Source organism: Actinocorallia sp. A-T 12471 (assembly GCF_033875155.1).
In the GTDB taxonomy this organism is placed as follows: domain Bacteria; phylum Actinomycetota; class Actinomycetes; order Streptosporangiales; family Streptosporangiaceae; genus Actinocorallia.
The window spans coordinates 212,780-233,255 of the sequence record NZ_JAWZTE010000010.1 but is presented as its reverse complement, the minus strand read 5'-3'; the positions used below and the strand labels follow the sequence as shown (position 1 = coordinate 233,255).

At 72.4% G+C, this 20,476-nt stretch carries 21 protein-coding genes and 2 riboswitches; of the genes, 19 read left to right on the top strand and 2 right to left on the bottom strand.

What is annotated here, in order from left to right:
* Positions 1-50: 50 nt before the first annotated feature.
* A riboswitch (cyclic di-AMP (ydaO/yuaA leader) is annotated at positions 51-251 on the top strand.
* A 47-nt stretch (positions 252-298) separates the two neighbouring features.
* The 4 genes from R9X44_RS25695 (at position 299) to R9X44_RS25680 (ending at position 4,341) form a co-directional block, all read left to right on the top strand.
* Positions 299-817, top strand: a complete 519-nt coding sequence (locus tag R9X44_RS25695) for a C40 family peptidase (RefSeq protein WP_319816838.1) — start codon at positions 299-301, stop codon at positions 815-817.
* Positions 818-918: 101 nt separating this feature from the next.
* A riboswitch (cyclic di-AMP (ydaO/yuaA leader) is annotated at positions 919-1,074 on the top strand.
* Positions 1,075-1,086: 12 nt separating this feature from the next.
* Complete coding sequence (locus tag R9X44_RS25690) at positions 1,087-1,896, top strand: CHAP domain-containing protein (RefSeq protein WP_319816837.1); 810 nt, start codon at positions 1,087-1,089, stop codon at positions 1,894-1,896.
* A 77-nt stretch (positions 1,897-1,973) separates the two neighbouring features.
* On the top strand, positions 1,974-3,158 hold the full coding sequence (locus R9X44_RS25685) for a hypothetical protein (protein WP_319816836.1): 1,185 nt from the start codon (positions 1,974-1,976) through the stop codon (positions 3,156-3,158).
* 58 nt (positions 3,159-3,216) lie between these two features.
* Positions 3,217-4,341, top strand: coding sequence for a glycosyltransferase family 4 protein (locus R9X44_RS25680; protein WP_319816835.1), 1,125 nt, complete (start codon positions 3,217-3,219; stop codon positions 4,339-4,341).
* Between the two features lie 357 nt (positions 4,342-4,698).
* On the opposite strand, the gene R9X44_RS25675 is transcribed toward R9X44_RS25680, so the two are convergent.
* Entirely contained in the window at positions 4,699-6,480 is a 1,782-nt protein-coding gene (locus R9X44_RS25675; RefSeq protein ID WP_319816834.1) for an AMP-dependent synthetase/ligase, read from the bottom strand.
* Between the two features lie 137 nt (positions 6,481-6,617).
* Between R9X44_RS25675 and R9X44_RS25670 the strand changes: the two genes are divergently transcribed.
* The 6 genes from R9X44_RS25670 to R9X44_RS25645 all read left to right on the top strand — a co-directional run bounded on the left by R9X44_RS25670 (position 6,618) and on the right by R9X44_RS25645 (position 10,682).
* Complete coding sequence (locus tag R9X44_RS25670) at positions 6,618-7,391, top strand: metallophosphoesterase family protein (protein WP_319816833.1); 774 nt, start codon at positions 6,618-6,620, stop codon at positions 7,389-7,391.
* Positions 7,392-7,449: 58 nt separating this feature from the next.
* Positions 7,450-7,899, top strand: coding sequence for an SRPBCC family protein (locus R9X44_RS25665; protein WP_319816832.1), 450 nt, complete (start codon positions 7,450-7,452; stop codon positions 7,897-7,899).
* Between the two features lie 167 nt (positions 7,900-8,066).
* Positions 8,067-8,459 (top strand): DUF5304 family protein, encoded by a 393-nt coding sequence (locus R9X44_RS25660; RefSeq protein ID WP_319816831.1) that lies wholly within the window; start codon positions 8,067-8,069, stop codon positions 8,457-8,459.
* Positions 8,460-8,514: 55 nt separating this feature from the next.
* Positions 8,515-9,459: an ROK family glucokinase gene (locus R9X44_RS25655; protein WP_319816830.1), complete on the top strand. Its 945-nt coding sequence runs from the start codon at positions 8,515-8,517 to the stop codon at positions 9,457-9,459.
* 7 nt (positions 9,460-9,466) lie between these two features.
* Positions 9,467-10,147: an endonuclease/exonuclease/phosphatase family protein gene (locus R9X44_RS25650; protein WP_319816829.1), complete on the top strand. Its 681-nt coding sequence runs from the start codon at positions 9,467-9,469 to the stop codon at positions 10,145-10,147.
* A 118-nt stretch (positions 10,148-10,265) separates the two neighbouring features.
* A complete protein-coding gene (locus tag R9X44_RS25645) occupies positions 10,266-10,682 on the top strand; it encodes a hypothetical protein (RefSeq protein ID WP_319816828.1) in 417 nt (138 codons plus the stop codon).
* A 10-nt stretch (positions 10,683-10,692) separates the two neighbouring features.
* On the opposite strand, the gene R9X44_RS25640 is transcribed toward R9X44_RS25645, so the two are convergent.
* A complete protein-coding gene (locus R9X44_RS25640) occupies positions 10,693-11,436 on the bottom strand; it encodes a hypothetical protein (RefSeq protein WP_319816827.1) in 744 nt (247 codons plus the stop codon).
* Between the two features lie 225 nt (positions 11,437-11,661).
* On the opposite strand from R9X44_RS25640, the gene R9X44_RS25635 reads away from it, so the two are divergent.
* The 9 genes from R9X44_RS25635 to thiI all read left to right on the top strand — a co-directional run bounded on the left by R9X44_RS25635 (position 11,662) and on the right by thiI (position 20,424).
* Positions 11,662-12,336 (top strand): lysophospholipid acyltransferase family protein, encoded by a 675-nt coding sequence (locus tag R9X44_RS25635; protein ID WP_413774986.1) that lies wholly within the window; start codon positions 11,662-11,664, stop codon positions 12,334-12,336.
* Positions 12,333-13,475, top strand: coding sequence for a MacS family sensor histidine kinase (macS, locus tag R9X44_RS25630; RefSeq protein WP_319816825.1), 1,143 nt, complete (start codon positions 12,333-12,335; stop codon positions 13,473-13,475). The genes R9X44_RS25635 and macS overlap by 4 nt, the downstream gene beginning before the upstream one ends.
* 91 nt (positions 13,476-13,566) lie before the next feature.
* Positions 13,567-14,322, top strand: coding sequence for a hypothetical protein (locus tag R9X44_RS25625; protein WP_319816824.1), 756 nt, complete (start codon positions 13,567-13,569; stop codon positions 14,320-14,322).
* Between the two features lie 541 nt (positions 14,323-14,863).
* Positions 14,864-15,514, top strand: coding sequence for a response regulator transcription factor (locus tag R9X44_RS25620; protein WP_319816823.1), 651 nt, complete (start codon positions 14,864-14,866; stop codon positions 15,512-15,514).
* 111 nt (positions 15,515-15,625) lie between these two features.
* A complete protein-coding gene (locus R9X44_RS25615; RefSeq protein WP_319816822.1) occupies positions 15,626-16,576 on the top strand; it encodes a TIGR04222 domain-containing membrane protein in 951 nt (316 codons plus the stop codon).
* On the top strand, positions 16,573-17,388 hold the full coding sequence (locus tag R9X44_RS25610; RefSeq protein WP_319816821.1) for a DUF692 domain-containing protein: 816 nt from the start codon (positions 16,573-16,575) through the stop codon (positions 17,386-17,388). The genes R9X44_RS25615 and R9X44_RS25610 overlap by 4 nt, the downstream gene beginning before the upstream one ends.
* A gap of 10 nt (positions 17,389-17,398) precedes the next feature.
* On the top strand, positions 17,399-17,818 hold the full coding sequence (locus R9X44_RS25605) for a hypothetical protein (protein ID WP_319816820.1): 420 nt from the start codon (positions 17,399-17,401) through the stop codon (positions 17,816-17,818).
* A gap of 116 nt (positions 17,819-17,934) precedes the next feature.
* Positions 17,935-18,951, top strand: a complete 1,017-nt coding sequence (locus R9X44_RS25600; RefSeq protein ID WP_319816819.1) for a 6-phosphofructokinase — start codon at positions 17,935-17,937, stop codon at positions 18,949-18,951.
* 261 nt (positions 18,952-19,212) lie between these two features.
* Complete coding sequence (gene thiI, locus R9X44_RS25595; protein WP_319816818.1) at positions 19,213-20,424, top strand: tRNA uracil 4-sulfurtransferase ThiI; 1,212 nt, start codon at positions 19,213-19,215, stop codon at positions 20,422-20,424.
* Positions 20,425-20,476 lie beyond the last annotated feature (52 nt).

Sequence of the window (20,476 nt, the reverse complement as noted above, 5' to 3'; positions counted from 1 at the left end):
TGGACGCGAGCGCGTCCGGCTCATCCCGGGCCCCATCACGCCCGAGACCGCGACGGCTCACGCCGAGTCCGCGTCAACGCGGAGCCGGGGACCCAACCCGCAGGCACCCCGAACCACCCCCAAAGGGTTCGAGCCATGCCCGCGGTGGGGTTAATCGGCCAGGTCGCTCCCCAAAGCGGCAGGCCGTAGGGCACTTCTCCACTTCCGCCCGCACCCGTCAGCTAACCCGGTAGGCGTAAGGAAGAAGGAGATTCCCCTGTCTCGCACCCTTGGCACTCGCCTGCCTTCCGCCCGGCGTGTGCGGCTGGCCTCCGGCCTGCTCGCAACCTCGGTGCTCGCTCCGGTGGCCCTCATCTCGGTCCCGGCGCAGGCGGCCCCGGTCGAAGCCACGGCCACGGCGCAGAAGGCGACCAAGAAGAAAAAGAAGACCTGGGCCCAGCGCAAGAAGACCGCGCAGAAGGCCCTGGCCTGGGCGAAGAAGAAGAAGGGCAAGCCGTACGTCTACGGCGCGGCCGGCCCGAACTCCTTCGACTGTTCCGGTCTGGTCGGCTACGTCTACCGCAAGGCGGGCGTAAAGCTGCCGAGGACCACCACGTCGATCTACGGCCACGTCGGCCGGAAGATCAAGTGGAAGGACCTCTACCCCGGAGACCTCGTCTTCTTCTACGGAGGCCGAAGCCACGTCGGCATCGTCTCCAAGGTGTCCGGCAACAAGGTGTGGATGATCCACTCTCCCCGCACCGGTGACCACGTCCGCCAGGTACTGCTCGACAGCTACCGCAAGAAGAACTTCAACGGAGCCGTGCGCCCTTACTAGGCGCGCGCACCCACGGCGGGGATTCCCGCGAGACCCTCCGGAGTCTCCGCCGCGAACCTCAACAGTCAATGCACGCGGGACAGGCCCTCGAACGTCTGGGGGCCGTCCTCCCGCCGAGTCCGCGCCCAGCGCGGAGCCGGGGACCCACTCGTCGATCCGCAGTGATCGGCACGGGGTGAATCGGTGGCTTGCCACCGTAGGGCTCTTTCCAGGCCCGAATCCGTCAGCTAACCCGGTAGGCGGCATGGAAAACAGGAGTTGAAGAACGCATGTCCGGTCGTCACGCCAAGCAGACTGCTCTTACCCTCAAGCTCACCGGCGGTTTCCTCGCCGCCAGCCTCCTCGGTGGCACCTTCGGCGCAGCCGCCCACGCCAACACCCTCAACGAGAACGAGAAGTCCTCCGCCGAGGTCACCGCGTCCGCGATGAACCTGGCCGGCCTCGGCGCGGTCAACAAGGGCGGGCTGTCGGCCATCCAGGTCAAGCTGGACGGCAAGACCAAGGCCGCGACGGGCGCCAAGGACGCCGACGCGCAGACCAGGTCCGACGACCAGGCCGAGCGCGCGGCCGACGAGGAGCAGGCGATCGCCGGCGTCACCGCCAAGGAGTTCGTCGCCAAGGCCAAGACCCAGCTGGGCCAGGCCGAGGACTCCAGCGGCAAGACCAAGTTCGGCGAGTGGTACTCCCAGACCCAGCGCGCGGCCGAGACCGTCGCCCGCGACGGCGGCAGCCGGTCGGCCTACCTCGCCGCCGAGTGGTGCAACATGTTCGTCTCCTGGGTCGCCGAGGAGACCGGCATGAAGGACTCCGTCGGCCAGGACGCCTGGACCATCGCGCACGCGAAGTGGTTCAAGGAGGAGGGCCGCTGGGGCACCACGCCGAAGCCCGGCGCGATCGTCTTCTTCAACTGGAACGGTGAGAAGGGCCTGGACGACATCGTGCACGTCGGCATCGTCGACCACGTCGACGACGACGGCACGATCCACACCGTCGAGGGCAACACCGGCAACAAGGTCCAGGAGAAGGTCCGGTCCGCCAGCCAGATCGTCGGGTACGGCTACCCCGAGTACAAGGGCTGACGGCCCGCGTACTGAAGCCGATCAGTCGAAAGGCCCCGGAGCCTCGGAATCCGGGCGCGGTCATAGGATCGCTGCCCATGGAGTCCGACGCACCGGGGCCTTCGCGCGTCCGCAGCCGCCGCGCGGTGCTGCGCGCGGGGGTGCTGACGGCGTCGGCGGGGCTGCTCGCGGGATGCCGCGCGGACCCTGCCCCGACCGCGACGGGCCCGACGGCGTCGGCGGTGAACGCCCTGCTCGAAGCCCGCTCCAAGGCCGTGCTCGCCGGGGACGAGGCGGGCTTCCTCGCCTCGGTCGATCCGGCCGAGCCCGGGTTCGCCGCCCGGCAGGCCGAGCTGTTCGCCGCGCTGTCGGCGCTGCCGCTCGCCACGTGGCGCGAGACCGTCGAGAAGATCGACGGGAACCTCGTGACGGTCAGGACAGCCCACTCCTACAAGGGGTTCGCCGCCCAGGAGACCGTGCGGACCGCCTACCTGCGCGTCGGGACCGCCGGTCTCACCGGGGACGGCGGCGACGGGCACGCCGACGACCCGCAGATCTGGTCGAGGGGGAAGATCCGGGCGGTGCGCGGGAAATCCTGCCTCGTCGTGGGAGAGGGCCCGTTGGAACAGGTCGCGGCCGGGCTCGACCGGGCCGCCCCGGCCGTCACGGCGGTCGTGGGACGGGACTGGGCGCGCGGGGCCGTCGCGCTGGTCCCGGTGGACGGCGAGCACGCGCGCACCCTCGCGGGCGACCGTGATCTCGCGGAGGTCGCCGCGCTGGCCGCCGCCGCGCCCAACGTAGACGGAAGCCCCGCTCCCGCCCGCATCCTGGTGTCCCCGGAGGCGTGGCCGCGCCTTAGCGCGCTGGGTCGCCGGGTGGTCCTCACCCACGAACTCACCCATGTCGCCATGGACGCGGCGACCGACGCGACCACCCCCATGTGGCTCGTCGAGGGCTTCGCCGACTATGTCGGATATCTGGGCTCGGGAGCCGCGGACCGGACGGCCGCCGCCGAGCTGGCCCGCGAGGTCAGAGCCGGGAAGCTGCCCGCCGCCCTGCCCGGCCGCGACGCCTTCGCCGCGTCCTCCCCCCGCCTCAGCCAGAGCTACCAGGAGTCCTGGCTCGCCTGCCGGATGATCGCCGAAACCCACGGCCGCGCGAAACTCGTCGCCCTCTACCGCGCCGCCCGAACCCGCCCGGAGAAAGAAGCCCTCCGCGACGTCCTGGGCACCCCGGACATCGTCCCCGCCTGGCGCGCCTATCTCCGCGCCCGCCTCGCCTGACCCCGGGTGGGAGGGGCGGGGGGTGGTACGTGGGGGTGCGTGGCATTGTGGGGGTGCGATGAAGAGCCTTGTTGTCACCAATGACTTTCCGCCCCGGGCGGGGGGAATCCAGCAGTTCGTGCACCAGCTCGCGCTTCGGCGGCCCGAGGGGTCGGTCGTGGTTTACGCGCCGAAGTGGAAGGGGGCGCGGGCGTTCGACGCGGCGCAGCCGTTCGAGGTGGTGCGGCATCCGACGTCGCTGATGCTGCCCGAGCCGTCGGTGCTGCGCAGGGCGCGGGAGATCGCGCGGGCCGAGGGCTGCGACACCGTCGTGTTCGGGGCGGCCGCGCCGCTCGGGCTGCTCGCGCCCGCGCTGCGCTCGGCGGGGATCGGCAGGGCCGTCGGGATCACCCACGGGCACGAGGCGGCCTGGGCGCAGCTGCCCGGCGCGCGGACCCTGCTGCGCCGCATCGGCGACGGGCTCGACGTGCTGACCTACCTCGGCGAGTACACCCGCTCCCGGATGGCCGCCGCGCTGTCCCCGCAGGCCGCCGCCCGGATGACGCGCCTCGCCCCCGGCGTGGACGACGGGGTGTTCCGGCCGGACGCGGGCGGCGCGGACGTCCGCAAGCGGTACGGGCTCGACGGGCGGCCCGTCGCGGTGTGCGTGTCGCGGCTCGTGCCGCGCAAGGGCCAGGACGCCCTGATCAGGGTCTGGCCCGCCGTGCGCGCGCGGGTGCCGGACGCGGCGCTGCTGCTGGTCGGCGGCGGCCCCTACCGGGCCGAGCTGGAACGGCTCGTGGACGAGGCGGGGGTGCGCGACTCGGTCGTCCTCACCGGCTCGGTCCCCTGGCAGGAGCTGCCCGCCCACTACGCCGCGGGCGACGTGTTCGCCATGCCCTGCCGGACCCGGCGCGGCGGCCTCGACGTCGAGGGCCTCGGCATCGTCTACCTGGAAGCCTCCGCGACCGGCCTGCCGGTCGTCGCGGGCGACTCGGGCGGGGCCCCGGACGCCGTCCTCGAGGGGGAGACGGGCACCGTGGTCCCCGGCACGTCGCCCGGCGCGATCGCCGACGCCGTCGCGTCCCTGCTCGAGGACCCCGAGGCGGCCCGCGCGATGGGCGAGCGCGGCCGCGCCTGGGTCGAGCGTGAGTGGACCTGGGCCCGTCAGGCGGCCCGCTTCACGGCACTCCTGGAGCCCTGAAGGCCCCGGAAACCGAAGACCGCCGACGCCCGGGTGGGCGTCGGCGCTCCTTCTGGTCTGCTCGGCTGGGCGGGCGGCCCAGCGACTGCTACCTACCCTGACCGCGCCGGAGGGGAAGGGACTTCTTGGCGGCGCCGTGGCGGCCTGTCTTGGTCTGGGACTGCTGACGCGCCCTGTTGCGGGCCGAGCGCCGCCGGTCGTTCTGGGTGCCCTCTTCGATCTCGTTGCGTGATAGCCGGGCCATCGCTGGTCTACCCCCTTCACGGACGGTCACGGAAACCATCCATCCGTTGACCATCAGTATTGCCAGGGGTCGAACCAGGGCGGAACCGACGAAAGGTAGATCGTGCGTACGGCCTAGCGGTAGATCTCCTCGATCACACCGGCGAAGGCGGTGACGACGAGGTGCCGCTTCACCTTGAGCGACGGGGTCAGGTAGTCGTTCTCGACGGTGAAGTCGTCGTCGAGGATCTTGAACTTCTTGATCTGCTCGGCGTGCGACACCGAGAGGTTCGCCCCGTCGACCGCCTTGGCGATCTCCGCGATGACCTTCGGCTCCTCGGCCAGCTCGGCGATCGACTTGCCTTCGAGGCCGTTCGAGCGCTGCCACGGCTCGATCGCCTCGGGGTCGAGGGTGACCAGGGCGGCCACGAAGCGCTGCCCCTCGCCGACCACCAGGCACTGGCTGACCAGCGGGTGCGCCCTCACCCTGTCCTCCAGCGGGGCGGGGGCGACGTTCTTGCCGCCCGCCGTCACCAGGATCTCCTTCTTGCGGCCGGTGATCGACAGGAAGCCGTCCTCGTCCAAAGAGCCGAGGTCGCCGGTGCGGAACCAGCCGTCCTCGATCGCCTCCTTGGTGGCCGCCTCGTTGTTCCAGTAGCCGCGCAGGACGCCGACGCCCTTGGCGAGCACCTCGCCGTCGTCGCCGATCTTGACCGACGAGCCGGGCATGGGCCGCCCGACCGAGCCGATCTTGATGTGGCGCGGGGTGTTCACCGACAGCGGCGCGGTGGTCTCGGTGAGGCCGTAGCCCTCGAGGATGGTGATGCCGACGCCGCGGAAGAAGTGGCCGAGCCGCTCGCCGAGCGCCGCGCCGCCGGAGACCGCGTGGCTGACGTTGCCGCCGACGGCCTCGCGCAGCTTGGCGTAGACGAGCTTGTCGAAGACCGCGTGCTTGACCTTGAGGCCGAGGCCGGGGCCGCCCGGGGCGTCGAGGGCGCGGCTGTAGGCGATGGACGTCTCGGCGGCCTTGGCGAAGATCTTGCCCTTGCCGCCCGCGATCGCCTTCTGCTCGGCCCCGTTGTAGACCTTCTCGAACACGCGCGGGACGGCGAGCAGGAAGGACGGCTTGAACGAGCCGAGGTCCTCCAGCAGGTTCTTGATGTCGGGGCTGTGGCCGAGGACCACTCCCGACTCGATCACCAGCACCTGGATCATCCTGGCGAACACGTGCGCCAGCGGGATGAACAGGAGGGTGGAGCCCTGGCTGTCGCCGAGGATCTCATCGAGTTCGCCGACGCGGCCGTTGCGGCACAGCTCAACGAAGTTGCCGTGGGTCAGCTCGCAGCCCTTGGGGCGGCCGGTGGTGCCCGAGGTGTAGATCAGGGTCGCCAGGTCCGCGAGGCCGCGCGAGGTGCGGCGCTCCTCGAGGAGTTCGTCGGTGACGTCCGCGCCGGCCTCGGCGAGCTCGTCGAGGCCGCCGTCCTCGATCACCCAGACGCGCTCGCCGCCGGCCTCCTTGACCGACGCCTTGTGCGTGGAGTTCTCGGTGAAGACGCCGACCGCGCCGGAGTCCGACAGGATCCAGGTGATCTGCTCCACCGAGGAGGTCTCGTAGATCGGGACGGTGACCGCGCCGGCCGTCCAGATCGCGTAGTCCACGACGGTCCACTCGTACCGGTTGCGGGACAGCAGGCCGACCCTGTCGCCCGGCTGTACGCCGAGCGCGATCAGGCCCTTGGCCACCGCGACCACCTGGTCGCGGAACTCGCCGATGCTGACGGGGCGCCATGAGCCCTTGCCGTCCGGCCGCCGGAACGCGATCTTGCGTGGGTCGCGGGCGGCGCGTTCGAACACGGTGTCCGTCGTCGTCGCCGAGGCGGGCACCTCCACCAGGGCGGGGGCGGTGTATTCACGCACTGAACTGGTCCTTCGCGTCTTCGCGGGCAGGGGCTGGCCCGAACGTACCGTGAATTGGCTACCGCCCGGTAGCCCCACGTTCGAGGATATCCCCCTGTGCTCGTTCCTTGACCTGACCGCGACGTTATGTTGGAGGCATGCGGATTCACGTGGTGAGCGACGTCCACGGCAGGGCCGACGCGCTGGCCCGCGCGGGCGACGGCGCCGACGCGCTGATCTGCCTGGGCGACCTCATCCTGTTCGTGGACTACGCCGACCCCGCCCTCGGCATGTTCGGCGAGCTGTTCGGCGCGGAGGCCGCCAAGGAGTACCTCGCCCTGCGCTCCGGCGGCTTCTACGACGAGTCCCGCGCGCTCGCCGACCGGCTGTGGGCCACCCTCGACGGCGACCCGCGCACCTACATCGACGCGGCGGTCCGCCGCCAGTACACCGAGCTGTTCGCGGCGATGCCCGTCCCGTCGTATCTGACGTACGGCAACGTCGACGTCCCCGCGATGTGGCCCGAGTTCGTGCGGGCCGGCCAGACCGTCCTCGACGGCCAGACCGTCGAGATCGGCGGGCTGACCTTCGGTTTCGTCGGCGGCGGCCTGCGCACCCGCTACCACACGCCCAACGAGATCGCCGACGAGGAGTTCGCCGCCAAGGTCGCCGCCGTCGGCGCGGTCGACGTGCTGTGCTGCCACATCCCGCCCGCGGTGCCGGAACTGCTGTACGACACCGTCGCGCGCAGGTTCGAGCGCGGCAGCGACGCGCTGCTCGAGGCGGTCCGCGAGACCCAGCCCAGGTACGTGCTGTTCGGGCACGTCCACCAGCCGCTCGCGGCGCGGACCAGGATCGGGCGGACCGAGTGCGTCAACGTGGGGCACTTCAGGGCCAGCGGAGAGCCCTACGTGCTGCGCCTTGAGGAGTAATCTCCGCGTAGGACCAGGCGTAGGACAGGCGCAGGACGCGAACGACGAAGGGGACGCGATGGCCGACCGGACGAGCTCGAGCATCAGGATCAACGCCGCCAAGTCGCAGATCATGGGAGTGATCGCCGACTACGCCGCCTACCCGCAGTGGGCCGACGGCGTCACCGCGGCCGAGGTGCTCAGCGCCGACGACCAGGGCCGTCCCGAGATCGTCAGGATGACGCTGGCGTCGGGGCCGATCAAGGACACCTACAGCGTGCGCTGCCACTGGTCGGGCGACGACGAGCTGCGCTGGGACCTCGCCGAGCCGGGCACTGTGGTGTCGGGCCTGAGCGGCAGGTACGCGCTGGGCGAGGCGGCCGACGGCGTCGAGGTCCGCTACGAGCTCGCGGTCGACGTGAAGATCCCGATGATCGGGATGATCCGGCGCAAGGCCGAGAAGGTCATCATCGACTCGGCGCTCAAGGGGCTGAAGCGGCGCGTCGAGGTCACCGCCGCCGCGGGGTGAGCCCTGCGGGGCGCGTGGGACGGCTGTGCGGGTGGACGGCTCGGGCTGGCGGGTGGACCGATCGAAACGGACAATAGTGCTGTGTGCCGAAAAACGATGCGGTACGCGCGGGTAACCGACCGGGCACGGTACGGTTACCGGCCGACCATGAGGCGAATGGGAAGCGCATGACCGATCAGCCGGGAAACGTCCTCGAAGAGGCATTCAAGCTGTTCGAGGCGGTGCGCCGCAGGGTGGGCGACGGCCGCGACGGCCGTGCGGGCGGTGACGTGTGGAGCGAGGCGGTCCGTGAGGAGCGGGCGGAAGGCGTCTGCCCGCACAACTGTCCGGCCTGCCGGGCGATGGAGGCCGCGAGGGCCAACGGTCCCGAGGTCGTCGGCCACGTGGTCGAGGCCGGCCAGGCGCTGTTCGCCGCCTTCCAGGAGGCAGTGGCCGGATACGAACGCACGCGCGCGTCGCGTCCGGCGGGCGAGCCCCCGGAGCACGGGACGCGGGCGGATCGCGCGCCCCGGGAGGGGGAGCGCGGTTCCGGCGGGGACGACCCGCTGGACATCGGCTGAGGTGGCACACCCGGACGACGGGAACCGTCCGGTGGGAAAGAGGAGGATTCGGGCGATGTCGCTGACCATCGGTGTGGATGTGGGTGGCACCAAAGTCGCCGCGGGAGTGGTCGATGATCAGGGGCGAATCCTCGAGAAGCTGCGCAGGCCGACACCGTCGACCAACCCCGAGCTGACCGCGGGGGTGATCGCCGAGGTGACCAACCTGCTGAAGGCCAAGTACGCCGACGTCAGCGGCGTCGGCCTCGGCGCGGCGGGCTTCGTCGACGAGACGCGCTCGGTGGTGCTGTTCGCGCCCAACCTCGCGTGGCGCGACGAGCCGCTGAAGCAGAAGGTCGAGAAGCTGACCGGCCTTCCCGTGGTGGTGGAGAACGACGCGAACGCGATGGCGTGGGGCGAGTACCGCTTCGGCGCGGGCCGGGGCGAGCAGCACGTGGTGTGCGTGACCCTCGGGACGGGGATCGGCGGCGGGATCGTCATCGACGGCAGGCTCTACCGCGGCAGGCACGGCATCGGCGCGGAGCTGGGCCATGTCCGGGTCGTCCCGGACGGGCGGCGCTGCGGCTGCGGCAACCGAGGCTGCTGGGAGCAGTACGCCTCGGGCAACGCCCTGTCGCACGAGGCGCGCGACCTGGCGCGGGTCGAGCCGAAGCGCGCGGCGCGGATGATCGAGCTGAGCGGCGGCACCACCGAGATCACCGGCCTCGCGGTCTCGCAGGCCGCGCGTGAGGGCGACGCGGCGGCCCTTGAGTGCTTCGACACCGTCGCGGTCTGGGCCGGGCAGGGCCTTGCCGATCTCACCGCGACGCTCGACCCCGGGCTGTTCATCATCGGCGGCGGGCTGTCGGCGGTCGCCGACCTGTTCCTCGAGCAGATGACCAAGGCGTTCACCGAGCACGTCACCGGACGCGGCCACCGGGGCCTGCCGGAGATCAGGGTCGCCGAACTCGGGCCGGACGCAGGGATCGTCGGCGCGGCCGACCTGGCGCGGCAGGAGTAGACGCGGGGTGCGCGCGGCCGGGGCGCGGGTACTGGGCTACAACCTCAGATCGCTGCGCGACGACCCGGCCGCGGTCGCGCGCGTCGTGCGGGCGTGCGCGCCGGATCTGCTGTGCCTTCAGGAGGTGCCGCGTTATGGCCGCTGGCGTGCGGCGCGTGCCGCGCTTGCCGACGCGGTCGGGATGCGGGTGCTGGCCGGGCGGCGCACTGCGGGTTTGGCGGTGCTCGGCGGGCCGCGGGTGCGGCTGGTGCGTCGGGGTTTTCACCGGCTGAGCTGGTCGCCGCCCAGGCACCGGCGTGCGCTTGCCGTCGCGGTGGTGGAGGTCGGGGGGCTTGAGCTTGCCGTCGCCTCGACGCATTTCGCGCTCGATCCGGCCGAACGCGTCAGGCATGTGCGGGAGTTGCTGGGGGTGCTGCCTAGGTACGGCGCGCCGGTCGTGCTGGGCGGGGACTTCAACGAGGGCCCGGACGGGCCCGCGTGGGGTCTGCTCAGGGAGGCGCTGCGCGACGCGCACGCGGCGGCCCCCGAGGGCGGCTCGGCGACCTTCCCGGCGCGCGCTCCCCGTCGGCGGATCGATGGGTTCTTCACCGACCCGTCGCTCGCCGTGCTCGGTTGCGGGGTCCCCGCCGACCCCGTCGGGGACTTCCCGCGCGCCACCGACCACCTTCCGGTGCTGCTGCGGCTCTGACCGGCCGCTGACCGAAGGACCCGGGTCCCGGTCAGGTCAGCCGGGCGGCGTCGCAACCCCCGCGCGGGCCGCCTCCGGCCGCTAGGGTTCGGCGCAAAGGCAGCGTGGAGGGCGGGTCATGGAGATTCTCATCAACCTCGGCATCGGCAAGGCGGTCACCGTCGCCGCGGGCAAGCGGGTGCCGATCCCGTTCGACGTGGAGTGGAACGATCCGGACGGCGTCCACGCCGCCGGGGCCGTCGCCGCGTGGCTGCCCAAGGCTTCCGGGCTGCACGTGACCACGCTCACCGTGACCGTCAGCGGCCAGACCGCGGGGGAGAAGCTGAAGCTCACCGTCGCCGAGTACGCGCGGGACGGGTCAAAGCGCGTCAAGGACCTCGTGGGCGAGGACAAGGTCGGCAACGGGACCAAGGTCGAGTACACGCTGACCGGCCTCGTCTCGCTGTACAAGGACAAGTCCTACCGGGCCGAGGTGGAGAACTTCGGCACCACGACCGTCACCGTGGAGAAGGCTTACCTCAAGGTCGCGAAGTAGACGGGGGCGGTCAGACGACCGCGCCGTCGTCGCCGTCGCGGGGTTCGTCGCCCATCCGCAGGACGAGGGTGACGAACCCGCCGATGAACGCGGCCACCGCCAGGAAGGCCGCCCAACCGGGCGCGGACCAGCGCAGCACGACGGTGGTGAGGATGTAGGCGGGGCCGCCGACCAGGCAGACCCAGGCGAGCCTTGTCGTGGGGTCGCCGGTGGGCAGCGGGGGCGGCGGCGGGGGCTCGTAGTGGCCCTCGGTGTCCTCCTCGAGGGACCCGTCGGGCTTGGTGGGCGGCTCGTCGTCGTCCTCCTCGTCCTCGCCCGGAGGCGGGCCGGAGAAGACGATCCGCGCCGTCGGGAGCCTTCCGGTGCGGTCCTCGCCCGGGTCCAGATGCTCCTCGTCCGGCCACGACTGCTCGCCCGGCACGTCGTCGAAACCCGCGATGATCTCGGCGAAGGCCGCGTCGTCGGCGCTCTGGTCGCGCTCGGCGGGGGCCTTGCGGTCGGGGACGGGCGGCGCGGGGGAGGCGGCGAGCCTGTCGCGCAGCAGGGGGTGGAGCAGCTTCTCGGCCTCGCCCTTGTGCGCGGCGTCCACGTGCACCCGGTCGAGCACGTCGGGGCCCGCGGCGTCGCCGGTGAGGGCGTAGGCGGCGATCCCGGCCGCGCCCAGCACCGCGAGCAGTTCGTCGGCGAGGTCGGGGACGAGGTCGATCAAGGGCGTGTAGGCGTCCGCTGACAGCCCGTTCTCGCGGCGGTTCACGTCCCTCAGCTCCTCGGGTACCCGACGACCATCATGCGATGAGCCTACGGTGCGAATCGTCCCATGGAGCGCACGGGGACGCGATCGCTCCGGCCACTCCCGCCTGAGACCGCCGTCCAGTCCGTGCGAAGATGTCTCGCGCACTTCGGCGCGGAGACGGTCAAAGAGAGGCGGACGCGGATGTTCTGGTGGGTGGTCAAGTCCATCTTGGGTCCCATTCTCTGGGTGGTCTGGCGGCCCAAGAACAGCGGGATCGACAATGTGCCCGCCGACGGGCCCGCGATCCTCGCGTGCAACCACCTGTCGTTCGCCGACCACTTCTTCGGCCCGCTGCCGCTGCGCCGCAGGATCGTGTTTCTCGGCAAGCGCGACTACTTCACCGGCAAGGGGATCAAGGGCTGGTTCAGCCGGTTCTTCTTCAGCGGCGTCGGCGTCATCCCGATCGACAGGACCGGCGGCAAGGCAAGCGAGGAGGCCCTGCTGACGGGGCTGCGGGTGCTCGGCGAGGGCAAGCTCCTCGGGATCTACCCCGAGGGCACCCGGGTACCGGACAACCGGCTGTTCAAGGGCAAGACGGGCGTCGCGCGCCTCGCGCTGCAGGGAAGGGTCCCGGTCGTGCCGATGGCGATGATCCACACGTTCGAGCTGATGCCGGCGGGCGAGCGGCCCAAGGTCTTCGGGCTGCCGGGCCGTCCGGGCGTGCGGTTCGGGGTGCCGCTGGACTTCTCGGAGTATTACGGGCGCGAGGACGACCGCGAGGTGCTGCGGACCGTCACCGACCGGATCATGAAGGGCATTCAGGAGCTTTCCGGGCAGGAGTACGTCGATCGTTATGCGGCCGACGTCCGGGCCGAACTCCAGGGGCGCGAGGCGCGCCGGTCGGACGACGACGAGGAGTGAGCGCCGGCGTCGAGGCCGTCCTGTGGAGGTCGATCGCGGTCTTCCGGACGGTCTCCTGCGTCTACGCGGGGGCGTTGATCGCCACCGGGCACGGGCAATACCGGCATCCGCTGGGCGGGTTCGCCGTCCTCGCGGTGATGGCGGGGTGGACGGCGCTCGCCGTCCGGGTGCGCGGCGGGGCGCGGTTCGGCGTCGCGGACGTCGGCGTCGCGGTGTCGTGCCTGCTGGCCACCGGGCTTGTGGAGACGCGGGAGGCGCTGGCCGTCGGGGCGCCCAACCTGACCGTCAGCTGGGTGGCGGCGCCCGTCATGGCGTGGGCGCTGCGGGGCGGGGTGCGGCACGGGATCGCCGCGGCGGTGGCCGTCGCGGTGCCCGATGTGGCGTTGCGGGCGGGGTACGCGGAGGTGTTCAGCCAGACGACGTTCAACGGGGTCGTCCTGCTGCTCATGGTCGGGGTGATCGTCGGGTATCTCGGGCGGCTGGCGATCGGGGCTGAGCGGCGGATGGCGAAGGCCGTCGCGTTGGAGACCGCGACCCGGGAGCGGGAGCGGTTGGCGCGGGACATTCATGACTCGGTTCTTCAGGTGCTGGCGTTGGTGCAGCGGCGTGGGGGAGAGATCGGCGGGGAGGCGGCTGAGCTCGGGCGGCTCGCGGGGGAGCAGGAGGCGGCGTTGCGCACGTTGATCGCCGGGCCCGCGCAGGCTTTGGAGTTTCCGTTGCCGCGTCTTGCGCCGGACGCGGGGGAGGGTGGTGACGCCGTCGATCTGCGGTCGTTGCTCGCGGGGTACGGGTCGGCGGTCGTTCAGCTCGCCACACCGGCGACGCCGGTGCCGCTGCCCGCGGGTGCGGCGCGTGAGGTCGCGGCGGCGGTCGGGGCCGCACTGGACAACGTCGCGGCGCACTGCCCGCCCGGCACGCGGGCTTGGGTGCTGGTCGAGGACGACGGGGCGGCGGTGACCGTCAGCGTCCGCGACGAGGGGCCCGGCATCCCGGCCGGGAGGCTTGAGCAGGCCGCCCGCGACGGGCGGCTCGGCGTCGCCCAGTCGGTGCGCGGACGGGTCCGCGACCTCGGCGGCGTCGTGGAGATCGTCTCGGCCCCCGGCCAGGGCACCGAGGTCGAGCTGACGGTTCCGCGCTGACAGCGCGCTTACTCCGCGCACGGCATCATGTGCCGAGGGCCAGCGCCGCACGCCACCGACCCCCGACCGCGCCGGCCCGGGAGAGAACCCGATGCCCGACAGCCAGGACAAGCCCGTGGCCGGCACCCCCGGCAAGGTCCCCCCGCCCGCTGAGCCGCCGCCCCCGGGCCCACCCTCCCCCGAACCCTCGCCAGCCTCCGAGCAGCCGGTGCCGGGCGCGCCCTCAGCCGAGCCGCCGCTGGCCTCCGAGCAGCCGCCTCCGCCGGTGCCGCCGCAGCCGGGCCCGTATGCGCCCGAGCCGCCGTCAGCGTCCGAGCAGCCTCCCCCGCCCCTGCCGGGGTCGTCCTCGGCCGAGCCGCCGCTGGCGTCCGAGCAGCCGCCTCCGCCGCAGCCGGGCCCGTACGCGACCGAGCCGCCCCTGGCGTCGGAGCAGCCTCCTCCGCCCGTGCCGCCGCAGCCGGGCGCGCACGCGCCGGGCCCGCCGCCGCCTCCGCCGTTCCGCACCGAGGCCCCCGTCGCGTCCGGCCCGCCTCGTCCGCCGCTGTCGGCCCGGGTCCGCCAGGTGCTCACACCGGGTCTGCTCGGCCTGGTCGGCGCGGGCCTGATCGGCGGCCTCGTGGGCGGCGGCGTCGTCGCCCTGGCATCCGGCGGCGACGACGACCACGAGGTCGTCCGCGTCGAGTTCGACCCGCGCTGGGGCGGCGGCGGCTGGGGCGGAGGCGGCTGGAACGCCCCGCACGACCGCTACGACCGCAACGACTGGTACCGCCCGAACCACCCCTTCCCCGCCATGCCCCAAATCCCCAACGAAGGCCCAATCCCCCCCACAACCACCCCCACCCCCTAACCCCACCCCCAGCCCCGAGGAGACTGCGAGTCCGGTTCAGACCGCACAACGGCCCCACACCCGCCGCACACCCTCCCCCACAGCCCCGAAGAGACTGCCGGTCCGGCTCAGACCACACGACGGGCCCGCGCCCGGCACGCACCCTTCCCCGCAGCCCCGAGGGGACTGCGGGCTCGGTTCAGACCGCACGACGGCCCGCGCACTCCTCCCGCAGCCCCGAAAGAACTGCGGGAAGGGCTAGGCCGCACAGCGGGCCCGCGCTTGGCGCGCTCCCCTCCCCGCAGCCCCGACGGAACTGCGCGAAGGGCTGGGCCACACGAGTGGTCCGCGCTAGCGCGCCCCCTTCCCCACAGTCCCGAAGGGACTGCGGGTCGGGGTTGGGCCGCACGAGGGGTCTGCGCTTGGCGCGGGCGCTTCTCCTCGCAGGCCCGGAGGGGCTGCGGGGTGGGGTTTGGGGTGGTGTGGGCGGCGGATGTGGCGGGTTAGTGGTACTAAGGGGCTGCGTAGGGCGTGCGTCGCAGTGAGGTGAGGTGCAGGGGCGATGGCAGCGATCAGGGTGATGGTGGTCGATGATCACCCGATGTGGCGGGACGCGGTCGCCCGTGATCTCGCCGAGGCCGGGTACGACGTCGTCGCCGTGTGCGGTGAGGGGCGGCAGGCGGTGCGGATCGCGGCGGCGGTGCGGCCGCAGGTCGCCGTCGTCGACCTGCGGCTTCCGGACATCTCGGGCGTCGAGGTGACCCGGGCGCTCGCCGGGCTCGAGGTGCCCGCGCGGGTGCTCGTCCTGTCCGCGAGCGGGGAGCAGGAGGATGTGCTCGAGGCCGTCAAAGCCGGCGCGACCGGGTATCTGGTGAAGTCGGCCGCGCGCGAGGAGTTCCTCGACGCCGTCGCCCGCACCGCCGAGGGCGACGCGGTGTTCACGCCCGGGCTGGCCGGGCTCGTCCTCGGGGAGTACCGGCGGCTCGCCGCCGCGCCCGCTCCCGCGCCGGACGCGCCGCGCCTCACCGACCGGGAGACCGAGATCCTGCGCCTCGTCGCCAAGGGCCTCACCTACCGGCAGATCGCCGAGCGGCTCGTGCTGTCGCACCGGACCGTGCAGAACCACGTCCAGAACACGCTCGGGAAGCTCCACCTGCACAACCGCGTCGAACTCGTCAGGTACGCGATCGAGAAGGGCCTCGACACCCCCTAGTGGGGAACCCGGCGGGGATATCGCGCATCAAAGTCAGCAGAATCGACGCGATGCCTGAAACCTCGCATATGGGATGGCGCGGACGGGCGTGCGGTGAAGGAAGGACGCCTCATGTTCTTTGAGGACACGTCGGGCTCCGGCGCAACATGGGGGATTGAGGGCCCTGCCTTCCTCGCCCTGTACGTGTTGCTCGGCATTCTCGTCATCGGGTTCGTGCTCGGGCTGCGCCGCTGGCTCGCGGCGGGGACCGACCTGCCCGGCGACATGTCCGCGCCGGAGCTCGCCTACCTCGCCGGGGGCGAACGGCGCGCGATCGCGGCGAGCCTCGCGGCGCTGCGGCTCAGCGGGTCCGTCGCGTCCGCGCCGGGGGGCAAGGTGATCGCGACCGGGCCCGCGCCCGTCGGGGCCGCGCCGCTCGACCACGCGGTGCTCTACGCGGCCGGAGCGGGCACCCGCTCGAACCAGCTGCTGCGCAACCCGGCCGTCGCCCAGGAACTGCGCGCCGTACGCGCCGCGCTGGTAGCGCGCGGGCAACTCCTCGGTCCCGCCGAACGGCGCATCACCCGGCTCACCGCACTCCCGATCATCCTGCTCGTCGTACTCGGGATCGCCAGGCTCATCGCGGGCCTCGACGCGGGACGGCCGGTCGGCTTCCTCGTCGCCGCGCTCGTCTTCTTCGGGCTCGTCATGATCGTGCTGCTGTCCAGCGCGCCCCACCGGACGCGGGCCGCCAACCGCACGGTCACCATGTCCCAGCAGCGTTACCAGGGCCTGCACCCCGGATACTCGCCCTCCTACGCCGACCACGGGCCGCACGCCGCGGCCCTCGCCGTCGCGGTCTTCGGCGGGATCGCGCTGATGGGGATGGACCCGGTGTTCGCGGCCGAGGCCGAGGTCGACCGGCTCGCCCAGGCCACCGCGACGGGCTCGGCGGGCTCCAGCTACACCGACTCGTCGTCCGGCTACAGCGACTCGGGTTCCTCGGACTCCAGCTCGTCGTCCGACTCCGGCTCGTCCTGCGGCGGCGGAGGCGGGTGCGGCGGCGGAGGCTGCGGCGGATGACCGGCCCAGGCGTCGGGATCGGCTGGCGGCCGGAGATCGCGGACTTCGTCGACGGGCTCGGCGGCCTCGCGTTCACCGAGGTCATCGCCGAGTCCCTGCACCACCCGGACGCGCGGCTGCTCGCGCTGCGCGACCGGGGTGTGCCCGTCGTCCCGCACGGGGTGCGGCTGTCGCTGGGCGGCGCGGAGGCCGTCGATCCGGCGCGGGTCACGCATCTCGCGCACGCCGCCGAGCTCGTCGGCGCGCCGCTGGTCAGCGAGCACGTCGCGTTCGTGCGGGCGGGCGGGCTCGAAGCCGGGCACCTGCTCCCGGTGCCGCGCAGCCGCGCGGCGCTCGACGCGCTCGTCCGCAACGTCAGGGCGACCACCGCAGAACTCGGCGTGCCGCTCGCACTCGAACCGATCGCCGCCTTGTTCGACTGGCCAGACGACGACTACACCGAGGGCGATTTCCTCACCGAACTCCTCGACCGCACGGGCGCGCTGCTGCTCCTCGACGTCGCCAATGTCTACGCCAACGCGCGCAACCGGGGCCAGGACCCGGTGAAGGTGCTGGAATCGTTCCCGCTGGAGCGCGTCGCGTACTGCCACGTCGCCGGAGGAAGCGAGCGCGAGGGCATGTACCACGACACGCACACCGACCCCGTGCCCGCCGAGGTGCTCGCGCTGGTCGGCGAGGCCGAACGCCGCTGCCCGCCCTGCGGCCGCCTGGGCTACCTGCTGGAACGCGACGGGAGCTACCCGCCGCCGTCGGTCCTCGCCGCCGAACTCGACGCGATCGCCGACGCGGCGCGGCTGCCCCGCGTCACCTGAGGAGCACGTCATGGAGGAGTTCGCGGACCTCGAGGCCCGTCAGGAGGCGCTGGTGCGCGCGCTGGTCGGGGGTGCGGAGCTGCCCGAGGGCTTTGACGGCGCGACCGTCGGGGCGGCGTCGCGGGCGCTGCTGCGCAAGCGGTTCGGCGAGGTGCTGCACGCGTGGCCCGCGCTGATCGCGCACCGGGCGGAGTTCCTGAGCTGGGCCGAGGGGCGGCCGCCGCGCGGGTCCCTGCTCGACGGGTGGGACTTCGCGCGCGCTTACCGTGGCGTCCTTAGCCGGGACGCCTTGGCCGCGCTCGCGTTGCGTGAGGCGCTGTGGCGGTATGACGGCGTCGCGGCGCGGCGGCGTCGGCTTCCCGCCGTGCGGGTGTTCCGGCGGGGTGTCGCGGTCGCGGGGTTCGGCAGGGCCCGCGCCTGGGCCCGCTGAGCCCAAAAACCTGCCCAAGGTCGGGCTTGTCCCGCTTTCGTCCCTGTCCGGCCGGGGGACGGCAGGGGAGAGGGGATCGCACCGCGTGCGACCGCCGGCGCGACGAAGGAGCGACCATGCGCGTGGGCCTGCTGACCGGGGGCGGGGACTGCCCGGGGCTCAACGCGGTGATCCGGGCGGTCGTGCGCAAGGGCGTCCGCGAGTACGGCGACGAGTTCGTCGGGTTCAAGGACGGGTGGCGCGGGCCGCTCGAAGGCGACGCCGTTGAACTGCCTGTATCGGCCGTCGAAGGGATTCTCGCGCAAGGCGGCACGATCTTGGGGTCGTCGCGGACGAACCCGTTGAGCGAACCGGACGGGGCACGCAGGATCGCCGCGAACCTGACCGCGCTCGGCGTCGACGCGCTCATCGTCATGGGCGGCGAGGACACCCTGGGCGTCGCCGAGGCGCTGCACGGGCAGGGCGTGCCGCTCGTCGGGGTGCCCAAGACCATCGACAACGACCTCGCCGCGACCGACTACACCTTCGGGTTCGACACCGCCGTCGCGATCGCCACCGAGGCGCTCGACCGGCTGCGCACGACGGCCGAGAGCCACCACCGCGCCATCGTCTGCGAGGTGATGGGCAGGCACGCCGGGTGGATCGCGCTGCACGCGGGGATCGCCGGGGGCGCGGACGTCACGCTCATCCCCGAGCTGCCCTTCGACCTGGCCAAGGTGATCGCGGCGGTCGAGGCGCGGTTCCGACGCGGGCAGGCAGCGCTCCTGTGCGTCTCGGAGGGGGCGCGGCCGATCGCGGGGACCCTCACCCTCCAGGAGGGCGGCGAGGACGCGTTCGGCCACGTCAGGCTCGGCGGCGTCGCCGTCTGGCTCGCCGGACGCCTTGAGGCCGCGACGGGCCACGAGGCCCGCGCCGTCGTCCTCGGCCACTTGCAGCGCGGCGGCACCCCCACCGCCTACGACCGCGTCCTGGCCACCCGCTTCGGCCTCGCCGCCCTCGACGCCGTCCACACCCCCGCCTACGGCACCATGACCGCCCTCCGCGGCACCGAAATCCACCTAACCCCCCTCCAAGAAGCCACAAGAACCCTAAAAACCGTCCCCCCCACCCACCACCCCACCCTCCCCACCTAACCCCCCCAAAACCCGCCCCCACCCACCCCCCGAACGCAGAGGGGTGGGGTCCCTCCGGAGGGGCGCGTCTTGGGGCGGGCGGGGTTGGACCTTGGAGGGGTGGGGTTTGTCCGGAGGGCCCGCGAGCCGCTAGGCGAGCGGGGCCGGAGGCGAGGGGTTCAAGGGTTTCGGGTTTGGGTTCGCCTGGAAAAGTGTTCGAAGTGCTGCGTTGGATGGGCGACACTGAAGGAGGTCCCCGTAAGCCCTCCTGGAGGTTTGATCATGCCCGCGGCGTCCGTCATCGGTGAGCCCTGCGTTCTGCTGAAGCTCGGCGAGATCGTGCTCAAGGGCAAGAACCGGCACCAGTTCGAGCAGCGGCTGCAGAACAACATCCGCAAGGCGCTCGCGTCGACGGGTGTGGAGACCGTGCTGTGGCAGCGGGCCGGCGTGATCGTCGTGCGGGCCAAGGGCGGGGCGGTCGACGACGTCGAGAAGGTCGCCAAGCGGCTCGAGGACGTCATGGGCATCGTGATCGTGCACCGCTGCTGGCGGGTCGACAAGACGGTCGAGGCGATGACGCAGGCGGCGCTCGACATGGTCGGCCAGCACCCGGCGACCGAGCGCGGCGGCAGCTTCGCGGTCCGGCCGCGCCGGCGCGACAAGCGGTTCCCGATCACGTCGGCGGAGATCGGCGTCAGCGTCGGCTCGGCGATCAACGTCAAGTTCGGCCTGCCGGTCAACCTCAAGAACCCCGAGCTCACCGTCGCGATCGAGGTCGACCGCGACGAGGTCTTCGTCTACACCGACGGCACGCCCGGCCAGGGCGGTCTGCCGGTCGGGTCGAGCGGGCGCGGCCTCGTCCTGATGTCGGGCGGCATCGACTCGCCCGTCGCGGCCTACCGGATGATGCGGCGCGGCCTGCGGGTGGACTTCCTGCACTTCTCCGGCATGCCGTTCACCGGCCCCGAGTCGATCTACAAGGCGTACGCGCTGGTCCGCGAGCTCGACAAGTTCCAGGGCGGCTCGCGTCTGTTCGTCGTCCCGTTCGGCAAGGCACAGCAGCAGATCAAGGCCGCGGGCGAGGACAGGCTGGCGATCGTCGCCCAGCGCCGTCTCATGCTGAAGACCGCCGAGGTGCTCGCCGAGCGCCGCAAGGACGGCGCGCTCATCACCGGCGACTCGCTCGGCCAGGTCGCCAGCCAGACCCTGGTCAACATGACCGCGCTCGACGACGCCGTCGACCTGCCGATCCTGCGCCCCCTCGTCGGCATGGACAAGATCGAGATCATGGACGCCGCCCGCCGCATCGGCACCCTGTCGATCTCCGAGCTGCCCGACGAGGACTGCTGCTCGATCCTCGCCCCCCGCCGCCCCGAGACCGCCGCCAAGATCGCCGACCTCCGCCAGATCGAAAAGCGCCTCGACGCCGAAGAACTCGCCGAACAACTAGCCGACTCCATCCAGGAGCACACCCCCATCTACGGCATCGAATAACCCCGCAGTCCCTTCGGGACTGCGGGGGAGGCGGGCGCCGACTAACCTCCCG

What these genes read in the sequence shown, in the direction of transcription:
- R9X44_RS25690 (WP_319816837.1), top strand. Translation starts at nt 1,087, where the DNA reads ATGTCCGGTCGTCACGCCAAGCAGACTGCTCTTACCCTCAAGCTCACC.
- R9X44_RS25685 (WP_319816836.1), top strand. Translation starts at nt 1,974, where the DNA reads ATGGAGTCCGACGCACCGGGGCCTTCGCGCGTCCGCAGCCGCCGCGCG.
- R9X44_RS25680 (WP_319816835.1), top strand. Translation starts at nt 3,217, where the DNA reads ATGAAGAGCCTTGTTGTCACCAATGACTTTCCGCCCCGGGCGGGGGGA.
- R9X44_RS25670 (WP_319816833.1), top strand. Translation starts at nt 6,618, where the DNA reads ATGCGGATTCACGTGGTGAGCGACGTCCACGGCAGGGCCGACGCGCTG.
- R9X44_RS25665 (WP_319816832.1), top strand. Translation starts at nt 7,450, where the DNA reads ATGGCCGACCGGACGAGCTCGAGCATCAGGATCAACGCCGCCAAGTCG.
- R9X44_RS25660 (WP_319816831.1), top strand. Translation starts at nt 8,067, where the DNA reads ATGACCGATCAGCCGGGAAACGTCCTCGAAGAGGCATTCAAGCTGTTC.
- R9X44_RS25655 (WP_319816830.1), top strand. Translation starts at nt 8,515, where the DNA reads ATGTCGCTGACCATCGGTGTGGATGTGGGTGGCACCAAAGTCGCCGCG.
- R9X44_RS25645 (WP_319816828.1), top strand. Translation starts at nt 10,266, where the DNA reads ATGGAGATTCTCATCAACCTCGGCATCGGCAAGGCGGTCACCGTCGCC.
- R9X44_RS25625 (WP_319816824.1), top strand. Translation starts at nt 13,567, where the DNA reads ATGCCCGACAGCCAGGACAAGCCCGTGGCCGGCACCCCCGGCAAGGTC.
- R9X44_RS25620 (WP_319816823.1), top strand. Translation starts at nt 14,864, where the DNA reads ATGGCAGCGATCAGGGTGATGGTGGTCGATGATCACCCGATGTGGCGG.
- R9X44_RS25615 (WP_319816822.1), top strand. Translation starts at nt 15,626, where the DNA reads ATGTTCTTTGAGGACACGTCGGGCTCCGGCGCAACATGGGGGATTGAG.
- R9X44_RS25610 (WP_319816821.1), top strand. Translation starts at nt 16,573, where the DNA reads ATGACCGGCCCAGGCGTCGGGATCGGCTGGCGGCCGGAGATCGCGGAC.
- R9X44_RS25605 (WP_319816820.1), top strand. Translation starts at nt 17,399, where the DNA reads ATGGAGGAGTTCGCGGACCTCGAGGCCCGTCAGGAGGCGCTGGTGCGC.
- R9X44_RS25600 (WP_319816819.1), top strand. Translation starts at nt 17,935, where the DNA reads ATGCGCGTGGGCCTGCTGACCGGGGGCGGGGACTGCCCGGGGCTCAAC.
- thiI (WP_319816818.1), top strand. Translation starts at nt 19,213, where the DNA reads ATGCCCGCGGCGTCCGTCATCGGTGAGCCCTGCGTTCTGCTGAAGCTC.